Here is an 11888-nt window from a genome sequence, read left to right on the forward strand (position 1 = left end):
CAATGGCGAAGGCAAAGGCGAAGAAGCCCGGAGCGGTCGAGAGGAAGCTGATCAGTGTGGCGGACGCGGTGATCACCGCCGCCGAACGCAGCAAGGACCCCACGCTGTCGATCCCCGTGCGCAGCCTCGCCAACATCCACTTCAACGAGAAGCGCGGCATCATCGAGATGGGCAAGCGGAAGCAAGCGCGCACGTTCTTCAACGTGGGGATGGCGAAGAAGTTCATGCAGACGGTGCTGGTGGCCGATGCCCTGTCCGAACTGCAGCGGGCCGACCTCACGACGTCGCTCAGGGAGATCTACTACCGAACCAAGCACACGATGAAGGACTCGCACGAGAACACGTTCGATAACCAGAACGAATCCGACCCCCTCATTGAGGACCTCGAAGTCTCGCTGGCGGCGCTTCGCGAAGAGCTCCACGTGCGCGCCGAGAACGCCGGCAGCATCGTGGGGCCCGTTGTTTTCGGCGACGACGGCGACCGCGTGGACTGCGCGCGCCTGGGCAAGGGCGGCTACTCGGTGCCTTCCATCGTCGAGCCCGATTTCATCGAGATCCGGCGCTGCACGGCGGACTTCGTCCTGCTCGTCGAGAAGGGCACCCAGTGGAACCGCCTCTCCGAGGACAAGTTCTGGCGCCGCTACAACTGCGTCCTCCTGACCGGCAACGGCCAGCCGCCCCGAGGCGTCCGGCGCCTGGCCCGTCGCCTCCACGAGGAATACAAGATTCCCGTGTACGTCCTCGTCGACAACGACCCGTGGGGCTACTACATCTACTCGGTCGTCAAGCAGGGGTCGATCAACCTCGCGTTCGAGAGCGAGCGGATGGCCATTCCCAAGGCCAAGTTCATCGGCCTCTCCAGCGCCGACCCCGACGCCTACGGCCTGCCGCGCAACGTCGGCATCAAGCTCAACGACAAAGACATCAGCCGGGCCAAGGAGCTACTCAAGTACCGCTGGTTTCAGAAGAAGCCGTGGCAGGAAGAGATCAAGCGGATGCTCGCGAGCGGGCTCAAGTACGAGCTCGACGCGCTCGCCAACAAGGACTTCCGCTACCTGACCAAGACCTACCTGCCCAGAAAGCTCAAAGAGGAAGACTGGCTGGACTAGCGCGAGTCATCGGATTTTGGGGTGCTCGAACCCCTGCACGGCGAGGCGGTGTCCGCGGGCACGGAGGCCGGGCTGATGTCGAGCGGCGGCGGCTCCAGCTGGACCAGCGGCTCGAACTCCTCGCGGAACTGCTGGAGGGACAGGCCCGCGGTGGCCGCGAACTTCGCCAGCTCGTGCGGGTCGTCGAAGTCGTCGCGGCGCAGGCGGAGCATGTAGCGCCGGGCGATCGCGTAGCGGGTGGAGTGGATATCCACCAGCCGGATGCGCGCCCGCCCCGTCGCCGGGTCGAGCATGCCCTCGAACGGGACGGGCACGAAGTGGCCACCCTGCATGGAGATCACGACGGCGTTCCCCCCGGCGAGGAGGTACTTGGCGGCGCAGTACCCGAGGTCGCGCGTGTACTCCATGTCGAGGGGAATGGGATCGGCGCAGCGGAGCTCGTAGCCGATGTTCTTGGCCACCAGGGTGGTCTTGAGGCCGAACTGCGCGAGCCGCTTCTGGACCGCGGCCTTGAGGATCTCGCCGATGTTGACCTCGGCGATGCGCACGTGCCCGTGGGCGTCCCGCTCCACATCCTCGAGCTGGGCGAGGTCGCCGGGGTCGAGGTCGAGCACGACACCCTCGGCGATCATGGCGACGCCGTCGCGGCGCCCGTAGCTCAGGCGCTTGATGATGGCGCCGGCCAGGGTGTCGACGAGGGTCTTGAGGCGGATGGGCTGGCCCGCAAACTCCTCGGGGATGAGGGTGAGGGTGGCCCCCGCCGCCTTGCCGATGCCGAGCGCGAGGTGGCCGGCCTTGCGGCCCATGGCGATCACGAAGTACCAGCGCGAGGTGGTTCGGGCGTCCACCATGAGGTTCTTCACGATCTCGACCCCGTAGTGCCTGGCCGTCTGGAAGCCGAAGGTGTCCACGTGGGCGGGCAGGTCGAGGTCGTTGTCGATGGTCTTGGGCACGTGTACGACGCGGATGCGGCGCTCGGCGCGCTGCTCGACCTTCATGGCCGAGAAGGCGGTGTCGTCTCCCCCGATGGTGATGAGCTGCGACACGTTGAGCCGCAGCAGCGAGATCACCACATTCTCCAGGTGCTGGGGATCCACGGTCGGGTTGGCGCGGGAGATGCCGATGTGCGAGCCCCCCCGGAAGTGGATGCGGCTGACGGTCTCGATGGTGAGCGGGGTCACGTGGTCGACGTCGCCGTGCATGATCCACTCGAAGCCGTCACGGACCCCGATGACTTCCACGTCCTCCAGGCACGCCCGGATGGTGGCCGCGCTGATCACGCTGTTGATACCGGGGGCCGGGCCCCCGCCGACGAGGATGGCGAGCTTCTTGTGCTGGGTCACGGCGAGTGCCTCCGGCGGCCGCCCGGCCGCCCGATGTCCATGTTCCCGCGAGCCCGGGGGTCCGCGATGCCCTGTCAGTAGTGTGGCGGCAGTTGGAGCGTGGGCCCGTCAGGCGCGTCTGGCTCAGCTTCGCGCCACAGTTTCAGCTTATAGAGATCTTCAGGCGATATCTGGCGATTCGCGACCCGATCGAAGAGGTGCTGGCGGAGAACTGGTGGAAGATGGGTCCACCGAATCTTCGGCATCAATCACTGAATGTCATCCGCGCGAGTTCTTCCTTCAACCGCTGCCGCTCAGCAGAATCCCTAGATTGAGTAAGTCGGCTCACGAGCGAAAAGAAACGTTCCTTCTCGGCTTCCTTGGACTGAAGGCCGGCCTCGATCAGATCCACGAGTACGCGATTGGCGCTTGTCTTCCGAGTCTTGGCCAAAGCGCGCACACGCTTGGCAATACCGGTGGGGATTGACACGCTTTGGCGAACAGATCTTTCTATTTCAGCCATGTCGGTCATGCTACACCATTGTGCACCAGTTTGCACCAGGGCCAGAGTGTGGCCGGTGACGAGATCAGCACATGAGCCAGTCGCCGTAGGTGCCGCGGATGGGCTTGCCCTCGGCGAAGCGCGAGAGACGGAAGGCGGGGAGGTCGGGATGGCCGCCCGGCCCCTCGGTGACGAGGGCGGCCATCATTTCGCCCACCGCCGGCGAGAGCTTGAAGCCGTGACCCGAGAAGCCCACGGCCACGTAGCTCCCCTCCGGCCCGACGCGGTCCAGGATCGGGTGCCAGTCGGGCGTGACGTCGAAGCAGCCGGCGTAGCCGCGGGCGATGCGCCCTTCCTCGAGGACGGGGAAGCGATGGCTCACGCGCGCGAGGGCCTCCGTGGACTCGTCGAGGCTCACGCCCTCCTTGTAGCGGTCGGGGTCGGCGAGGTCGTGGGACTCCTCGGCGTCGAGGCCCCCCACGAGGATGTGCTCGCCCAGCTCGGGCCGGGTGTAGATATTGGTCACGAAGTCATAGACCATGGGGTGCGGCCGCCGGGCCGCCTCCGGCCAGGTGACGATGTTGATCTTGTGGCGGCATACCGTGATCGGGATCTCGAGGCCCACCATCGCGCCGATGCGCGCGCCCCAGAGGCCGGCGGCGTTGACCACTCGGGGCGCGTGGATCTCGCCCTTGGTGGTCCGCACGCCGGTGACGTGGCCGCCCTGCGTGAGAACGGTCAGGACCTCCGCGTCCTCCAGGACCCGCGCGCCGCGCTCGCGGGCCGCCCGCGCGAAGCCCTGGGCGGTCTCGGCGGGGTTGCAGTAGCCAGAGTCCGGCTCGTAGCACCCGGCCGTCAGGTCCTCGGTACGGAGCCGGGGCTCGATCTCGCGCATCTCGGCGGGCGACACCAGCCGGGTCCCGATGCCGACCCCGCGCTGGAGCGCCACCGAGGCCTCCATGGGTGCGCGCATCCGCTCGTCCACGCCGAGCAGATAGCCCGTGCGCCGGAAGCCGCACGAGCCGCCGCCGGTCAGCGCCTCGAAGCGCTGGAAGACGTCGAGCGAGAAGCGGATCATCCGGCAGGTCTCGGCCGTGGTGTAGTGCTGGCGCACGCAGGCCGAGCTCTTCCCCGTGCCGCCCGAGGCGACGGAGCTCTTGTCGACGACGATGACGTCGCGCAGCCCGCGAGCGGCCAGGTGGAAGGCGATGCTCGTCCCGGTGACCCCGCCCCCGATGATCACAACGTCGGCCGTAAGCGCCATGAGCTCCTCCCGAAGCAGGATTCTACCGCCGCCGGGCGCGGGGGGCCCGGGAGTTCTCGCGGCCGTCACTTCAGGCTACGCGTTGACAGGTGGTCTGTTCCAAGCGTGAAGGGTGGGCCGAAGCAACCGGCGAAGGCCTCGGCCACCTCCGGGTCTGCCGGGATATACTCGGGCCCGGGGGACGGGGCCGCATGCCAACTGCCACGCGCGAGTTCCAGGTGATGGTGAAGCCCGGGGGCGCTATCTGCAACCTGGACTGCACCTACTGCTACTACCTCGTCAAGGACGAGCTCTACCCCGGAGGCGGGCCTCGCCGGATGTCCGACGACGTGCTGGAGCGCTACATCGTCCAGCACCTGGAGGCCTGCCCGATTCCCCTGGTCTCTTTCGCCTGGCACGGGGGCGAGCCCACCATCCTGGGGCTCGACTACTTCCGGAAGATTCTCGCGCTCCAGCGAAAGCACCAGCCGCCGGACCGCCGCTGTGTCAACGGGATTCAGACCAACGGCACCCTGATCGACGAGGCATGGGCGAAATTCCTGGCCGCCGAGGGTTTCTACGTTGGACTGAGCCTCGACGGCCCGGCCGATCTCCACGATCGGCACCGGGTGACCAAGGGACAGCGCCCGAGCCACCGGGAGACGATGCGCGCGCTCCGCCTCCTCCAGCAGCACGACGTCCGGCACGACGTCCTCTGCGTCGTCCACGCCGACAACGCGCGCCACCCCACGCGCGTCTACCGCTTCTTCAAGGACGCAGGCGTCAGGTACCTCCAGTTCCTGCCGCTGGTCGAACGGCGTCTCGACGGGACGGTGAGCGAGCGGACGGTGCCTGCCGAGGCCTACGGGAAGTTCATGTGCGAGGTGTTTGATGAGTGGGTGCGGCACGACGTCCGCCGCATCAGCATCCAGGCCTTCGACGAGGCGCTCCGGCCGGCGCTGGGGATCGAGCACGCCCTCTGCATCGTGCGCGAGACCTGCGGGGACGTGCCCGTGGTCGAGCACACCGGCGACTTCTACTCCTGTGACCACTTCGTCAACCCCGGCCACCGGCTCGGCAACATCTGCGAGACCCACTTGGCCGATCTCGTCGAGAGTCCCGCCCAGCGGGCGTTCGGCGACGCCAAACGCGACACGCTCCCCCGTTACTGCCGCGAGTGCGATGTCCGCGCCTGGTGCAACGGCGGGTGTCCCAAAGACCGCCTCATCCAGACCCCGGACGGCGAGCCGGGACTCAACTACCTCTGCCAGGGCTTTCAGCGGTTCTTCCGCCACACACGGCCCTACTGGCAACAGGCGGCAGCGCTCATCCGTGTCGGGCGCCCACTCGAGGCCCTCATGGAGCAGGTGCGGACGGCCGACGCGCAGGCCCGCGCGCGGGCCGGCCGCAACGATCCCTGCCCGTGCGGCAGCGGCCGCAAGTTCAAGCGCTGCTGCTTCCGGTAGTTCTAGCAATGCGTGTCCTGCTCGTCTACTGGAACCCGTCGCGAGAGCTCATGGTCGCTCCGCCCATCGGCCTCGCCTACGTGGCGACCGCGACCCGCCAGGCGGGCCACGAGGTCGACCTCCTGGACCTCGTCGGGAGTGAGCGGCCGCTCGGGGATCTCCGGGAACGCCTCGCTGCCTCGGCGCCGGACGTCGTCGGCATCTCGATCCGCAACATCGACAACGTCGTCTGCCAGCGCACGACCTGGCACCTGGAGGGGGCCGGCCGCCTCGCGGCTGTGGTCCGCGAGTCGTGCGGCGCCCGGATCGTCCTGGGAGGGCCCGCCGTCTCCATCCTCGGGGCCGGGGTGCTGGGACACGTCGACGGCGACTTCGCGGTCGTGGGCGAGGGCGAGGCGGTGTTCCCGCGCCTGCTGTCCGCGATCGAATCGGGACGGCCCGCCACCGAGATCCCGGGGGTCTGCGCCCGCGTGGGCGACGCCATCCTCACCACGAAGCCCGCGAGGCTCCCCCACTTCGGCGCCTCCGGGATGGAGGAATGGATCGACTGGAGGGCCTACGGGCACATGGGGGCGACGTGGCCGATCCAAACCAAGCGCGGCTGCCCCCTTGCGTGCAGCTACTGCGCCTATCCCATGGTGGAAGGCCGCGCCGCCCGACTGCGATCGCCCGCGGACGTCGCGGACGAGATCGAGCGCGTCCGGGCCCGGCTGCGACCGCGCGCCTTCGAGTTCGTGGATTCCACCTTCAACGTGCCCCCGCAGCACGCAGAGGCGGTGTGCGGGGAGATCCTGCGCCGCCGTCTGCGGGTGCCGTTGACCGCGATGGGCATCAACCCGTTGGGCGCCTCGGAGCGGCTGTTCGCGCTCATGCGCCGGGCCGGCTTCAACTCGATGATGATCACGCCGGAGGCGGCCAGCGAGAGGATGCTCCGCAGCCTGTGCAAGGGCTTCGGCGTCGAGGAGATCCGGACCACCGCGCGTCTCGCCCGCGCCTCAGGTATCACCAGCATGTGGTTCTTCATGGTTGGCGGGCCCGGAGAGACCCGGGAGACGGTCAATGAGACGATGTCGTTCGTCGAGCGGTACCTCGACGGGCCCAACTGCGTCAGCATCGTCACGACGGGGGTCCGCGTGCTCCCGGGCACGGCGCTCGCGCGCGATGCAGTGCGCGAGGGCGCCATCGCCGCGGATCGCGATCTGGCCAAGCCCACCTTCTACCTCTCCTCGCAGGTCGATGAAGAGTGGGTCCTGGGCCGAATCAACCAGGCGATGCGACGGTGCCCGGCGATCGTGCACGCGGCGGAGGAGGGCACGTCGACGTACGAGCGCGTGATGGACCGCGCCCTGGCGATGGCCGGGGTGGCGCCGCCGTACTGGCGGTTTCTCCCGTTACTGCTTCGGGTGCCGCCCGTGCGGGTGCTCCGACGGCGCCGTCCTCCGCTGGGCAGGTCGGGGCCATGAGAGAGGTTCGGGACCCCTGGCGGCGTCTACGCTCTCGGCACAATTGCGGTCGTAGACTCGGCTACACTACGCGCCATCATGCCCGCGCTGCCCTTCGGTGAGCGGGATTCCCCGGTCCGGGGGCGCTGCGAGACGCCGTGAACGACGCGCCCCTCGGCTCCGAGCACAAGTGGGCCATTACCTTCTCCGTGATGCTCGTCACGGTCATGCAGGTGCTCGACACCAGCATCACCAACGTCGCGCTCCCCCACATGCAGGGGTCATTCTCCGCCAGCATCGATGAGATGTCGTGGGTCATCACCTCGTACCTGGCCGCCAACGCGGTGGTGATCCCGGCCAGCGGTTGGCTGACGGCTGTTTTCGGTCGGCGTCGATTCTTTCTCATCTGCACGGTCACCTTCACCGCCAGCTCGTTCCTCTCCGGCATCGCGCCCAATCTCGAGTTCCTCGTGCTCATGCGCATCCTGCAGGGTCTCGGTGGCGGGGCCGTCATCCCCATGGCCCAGGCCGTGATGTGGGAGATCTTCCCGCTCGAGGAGCGGGGCACCGCCATGGCGGTGTGGGGCACCGGCATCATGCTGGCGCCCATCCTGGGCCCGACGGTGGGCGGCTACATCACGGACAACTGGTCGTGGCGCTGGATCTTCTACATCAACCTGCCCATCGGCATCCTCGCCTACTTCATGGTCAGCGCGTTCCTGTTCGACGCGCCGTTTCACCGCCGGCCCCGCCGCATCGATGTGGCCGGCATCGTCCTCATGGTCGTGGGTTTTGGCTGCCTCCAACTCGTCCTCGACCTCGGTGAGCGGAGCGACTGGTTCGACTCCACGCTGGTCCTGATGTGCGCCGTGCTCGCCGCGTGTATGCTGGCCGGCTTCGTGATCCGGGAGCTCATGGCCGCCGAGCCCATCTTGGACCTCACCGTCTTCGGGGACCGCAACTTCGGCCTCGGCACGCTGGCCATCTTCCTGGTGGGTCTGGGATTCAACTCGAGCCTGCTCCTCCTGGCGCTCTACACGCAGACGATCCTCGGGTACGACGCGTGGACGGCGGGGCTCACCCTGGCTCCGGGTGGGTTCGGCACCATGATCGCGCTCATGATCTCCGGACGCCTCGTGTCGCGCATGGACCAGCGCCTTATGCTGGCCGGGGGCTGCACGCTGGCCGCGGTGGCTCTCTTCTTCATGACCCGCGTTACTCCCACCATCGACTTCTGGAACCTCGCCTGGCCGCGCTTCCTCCAGGGGTTTTCCCAGGGCTTCATCTTCGTGCCGCTCCAGGCCCTGACCCTCGCCACCATCCCGACGGAGCGGCTGGGCAATTCGACGGCCGCCTACAATGTCGCCCGCAATATCGGCGGAAGCAGGGGTGTTGCGCTGGTGACGACGCTCCTGGCGCGACGGAGTCAGGTCCACCAGGCCACGCTGACGATCCACCTCCACCAGTGGAGCTTCGAGATGGCGGAGCGGCTGCGCATGTGGACCGGCCACTTCGTGAACCATGGCGCCGACACGTTCACTGCCAATCGGCAGGCCATGGCCATGCTGTACCGCGAGACGGTGACGCAGGCGAACATCCTGTCGTATGCCGATGACTTCTGGCTTCTCCTCGCCGTCTACTCCTCCGTCCTGCTCCTGATCCCCTTCATGCGGCGGGTTCGCTCCGGCCGGGGGGCGCGCGGCCGGCGCAGCGCGGAGGGGAGCGAATCGGGCGCGCGAGACCCCGGACTACCCGCCCCGGCCGAGTGAGCTCCGGCGGGTCGATCCAGGCGGGACGCCACGGGGGGCGGGTCACGGCCGGCGACGGCATCTTCGCGACATTCGCTGGCTGTGACCGGGTGTTCTGTTACCGACGCTCTATGCCGACTACGCGCTCTGCCTATCGTAAAGGCCGTCGAGCGGATCGCGTCGGAGCCGCAAATACCGATGATCGTCTCTTTGCGGTGGTGCATTCCTCGATCTTCTCGATGAGTTCGGTGGTGCCGAAGGGCTTCGCGATGACCGGCCATCCCGTGTCCCGGAGACTGGACATCTCGAATCCCGACATGAGCAAGATCTTCACCTTGGGGCGAAGGTCGAGCACACGTCGAGCGAGCTCTCGACCGTCCATCAACGGCATGACCACGTCCACGAGCAGGAGATCAATGTCACCCGGCCGTTGCCTGGCCAGCCGGATCGCTTCGACCGGATCGTCAGTGAAGAGGACGAGATATTCCGCGGACCCTAGAATGTCCCGCGCCAAAGAGCCTACGCTGCGATCATCGTCGACAACCAGGATCGTGAGAACACGCAGCGCCGGCGAGTGCTTGTCATTGCCTGGGAGAAGGGCGGCGGGCGTCTTCTTGAGGAAGAGGAAGACTGGACCGTCGTCATCCGTTCGCCATACGATCGCTCGGGCGTCGACGGGGCACCCCTGGGGCGGGTTGAGATGCAGCGTCACAAGCGAAGCGTCTTCCAGCCGCTCCCCGAGGCGCAGCTTGACCCCGAATTGACTCACGTCAATCGTCTCGCCGTGCAGCACCCGATCGTCCAGCTCCACGACCACCGGCCAGTTGACCTTGGTCCGTGGGCGGCGACGCGACTCCGGCCGCGGCAATTTGACGCGCATGATAGTTCCCTCGTTGTCTTTGGGTAGCAAGCGACGTACCGTCTTCACCGGATGATGGACATGCCACAGAATCCGCTACTTGTGGAGCACTCAAGGAGGCCGCCACGCTTCTATGTGGCGCTTGTCGTCACCTCACCGACGGATTTTGGAGAGTCAGTGCTTTTCAAGCGGGTGCGGGTAGTGGCACCATGGGGCCCGACGGCCGCAGCGCAGCGCCACCCGCGGCCAACTCCGGCACGCTAGGAGATCCCATGCGCGGTAGACAGATCCTGATGGAAAGCCTCATCGCTCAGGGCGTAAGCTACATCTTTGGCAATCCGGGGACGACTGAGAGCCCCGTGATCGACAGCCTGCTCGACTACCCCCAACTCAACTACATCGTGACTCTCCACGAGGGGGTGGCCGTGGGCGCGGCCAGCTACTACGCGCAGGCCAGCGGCAAGACGGGCTTCGTGAACGTCCACGTGGCGCCTGGGCTCGGCAACGCCATCGGCATGATGTACAACGCCCTCAAGGCGGGCGCTCCCATTGTCGTCACCGCCGGGCAGCAGGACACGCGCATGCGTCTCCGCGATCCCCTGCTGGGGCACGATCTCGCGGCCATGGCGGCCCCGGTGACGAAGTGGAGTGTCCAAGCCGAGCGAGCCGACGAGCTGCCCCTGCTCCTACATCGCGCGTTCAAAGTGGCGAACGATCCGCCCGCTGGTCCTGTGTTCGTGGCCCTGCCCATCGACGTCTTGGAGCAGGAGTCGGAGAACGAGCCCGTGGCTCCCGGCAAGCTGCACCGGGCGGGCCCCGCGGCGCCCGCTGGAGTCGCTGAGGCCGCAGCCCTCTTGGCCGGCCGGCAGAGCCCCGTCATCGTCGTCGGGGACGAGGTGGCACGTTTCGGAGCGGGAGCCGAGGTCGTGGCGCTGGCCGAGGCGCTGGGAGCCGCGATCTGGACCGAAGGCATTCGCATACACGCTTCCGTGCCCAGCAACCATCCCAACTTCCGGCTGGCGCTCGGATTCGACGCCCTGTCGATCCGGAAGGCGCTCGAGGGTGCCGATGCCGTTCTGCTCGTCGGCGGCCCCTTCTTTGAAGAGGTGTGGTTCTCGCCTGGGTCTCCGTTCCCCAAGGATGCGGCCGTGATCCAGGTCGAGGCCTCGTCACAGCGGCTGGCGTACAACTACGGCGTGAAGGTGGGACTGATTGGTGATCCGAAGGCCACGCTCGCGGCGCTGCGGGCCGATGTGAATGGCAAGGCTTCGGCCGGATACCGTGAGGCGGCCGCGCGGCGCAATCAGGCGCTCAAGTCGCTCAAGGACGGCGACGCCGCGGCCCAACGAGCCCGCGCTCAGAAGCGCTGGGACAACACCCCCATCTCTATGCCCCGGCTCATGGCCGACATCGCTTCGGCGTTGCCAGCCGACGCCATCGTGGTGGACGAGGCGATCACGGCCGGCCCCGATCTCGCCCGCACGCTGAGCTTCAGCAAGCCGGGCGACTACTTTGGAGCGCGGGGCGGCGGCATCGGACAAGCTCTGCCGGGGGCTCTCGGCGTCAAGGTCGCGTGCCCCGACCGGCCCGTCGTGGCCATCTCGGGCGACGGCTCGTCCATGTACAGCATCCAGGCCCTGTGGACGGCCGCCCACCACGATTTGCCCATCGTGTTCGTCATCCTCAACAACGGTGAGTACCGCATCCTCAAGCACAACATGGACGTGTACCGGCAGCGCTTTGGGGCCAAGCCCGATCGCCCCTACCTCCACATGGATCTGGGGCAGCCGAGGCTGGGCTTCCTCGATCTCGCCCGCGGGCTTGGGCTCTCGGCGGAGCGCATCACGAGACCCGGTGAGTTGACCGGCGCCCTGTCACGAGCCATCGCGGCGAAACGTCCACATCTGATCGAAGTCGTCATCGAGGCCAAGCCGGTCTAGGCCGGATTATGCGTGAAGACAGGCGCCACCCTCACCCCGACCCTCTCCCTCTCCGAGGGAGAGGGAGCCGTTTCGATCCCCTCGCCCCCGGAGAGGGACAGGGTGAGGGGGCGCAGAGGACGCGGAACACGCGTTCGTGAATAGCGGTCGTATGCCGCTCCGCGGCCGGAGATCGGAAAGTAACATTGTGCGAGGACGGGGGATCGGTTAGGGTGCCCGCGGATGTGTCGGGTCGAGAAGGCCGACCGTTCAATGGT

At 67.3% G+C, this 11888-nt stretch carries 9 protein-coding genes; 5 read left to right on the forward strand and 4 right to left on the reverse strand.

Annotation, left to right across the window (positions count from 1 at the left end; all coding sequences use genetic code 11):
• The first annotated feature begins 2 nt into the window (after positions 1 to 2).
• Positions 3 to 1109 (forward strand): DNA topoisomerase IV subunit A, encoded by a 1107-nt coding sequence (locus Q7W02_00395; protein MDO8474649.1) that lies wholly within the window; start codon positions 3 to 5, stop codon positions 1107 to 1109.
• Here the strand turns inward: Q7W02_00395 and pfp are convergent.
• The 3 genes from pfp to Q7W02_00410 form a co-directional block, all read right to left on the reverse strand.
• Positions 1106 to 2452 carry a diphosphate--fructose-6-phosphate 1-phosphotransferase gene (gene pfp, locus Q7W02_00400; protein ID MDO8474650.1) on the reverse strand — a complete coding sequence of 449 codons (1347 nt, stop codon included), beginning with the start codon at positions 2450 to 2452 and terminating at the stop codon, positions 1106 to 1108. The genes Q7W02_00395 and pfp overlap by 4 nt on opposite strands.
• A gap of 244 nt (positions 2453 to 2696) precedes the next feature.
• Entirely contained in the window at positions 2697 to 2963 is a 267-nt protein-coding gene (locus tag Q7W02_00405) for a hypothetical protein (GenBank protein ID MDO8474651.1), read from the reverse strand.
• Between the two features lie 55 nt (positions 2964 to 3018).
• The gene (locus tag Q7W02_00410) at positions 3019 to 4197 is read right to left on the reverse strand and encodes an FAD-dependent oxidoreductase (GenBank protein ID MDO8474652.1); all 1179 of its coding nucleotides are present in this window, start codon (positions 4195 to 4197) and stop codon (positions 3019 to 3021) included.
• Positions 4198 to 4388: 191 nt separating this feature from the next.
• Here Q7W02_00410 and Q7W02_00415 point away from each other — a divergent pair, with 191 nt between their 5' ends.
• From Q7W02_00415 to Q7W02_00425, 3 genes are all read left to right on the forward strand, one after another.
• A complete protein-coding gene (locus Q7W02_00415; GenBank protein MDO8474653.1) occupies positions 4389 to 5642 on the forward strand; it encodes an anaerobic sulfatase maturase in 1254 nt (417 codons plus the stop codon).
• Positions 5643 to 5650: 8 nt separating this feature from the next.
• A complete protein-coding gene (locus tag Q7W02_00420) occupies positions 5651 to 7105 on the forward strand; it encodes a radical SAM protein (GenBank protein ID MDO8474654.1) in 1455 nt (484 codons plus the stop codon).
• Between the two features lie 137 nt (positions 7106 to 7242).
• Complete coding sequence (locus Q7W02_00425; GenBank protein ID MDO8474655.1) at positions 7243 to 8853, forward strand: DHA2 family efflux MFS transporter permease subunit; 1611 nt, start codon at positions 7243 to 7245, stop codon at positions 8851 to 8853.
• 130 nt (positions 8854 to 8983) lie between these two features.
• Here Q7W02_00425 and Q7W02_00430 read toward each other — a convergent pair whose 3' ends face one another.
• Positions 8984 to 9760 (reverse strand): response regulator, encoded by a 777-nt coding sequence (locus tag Q7W02_00430; protein MDO8474656.1) that lies wholly within the window; start codon positions 9758 to 9760, stop codon positions 8984 to 8986.
• 203 nt (positions 9761 to 9963) lie between these two features.
• On the opposite strand from Q7W02_00430, the gene Q7W02_00435 reads away from it, so the two are divergent.
• Positions 9964 to 11631: a thiamine pyrophosphate-binding protein gene (locus tag Q7W02_00435; protein ID MDO8474657.1), complete on the forward strand. Its 1668-nt coding sequence runs from the start codon at positions 9964 to 9966 to the stop codon at positions 11629 to 11631.
• Positions 11632 to 11888: the final 257 nt, after the last annotated feature.

The organism is Candidatus Rokuibacteriota bacterium, assembly GCA_030647435.1.
Lineage (GTDB): Bacteria > Methylomirabilota > Methylomirabilia > Rokubacteriales > CSP1-6 > AR37.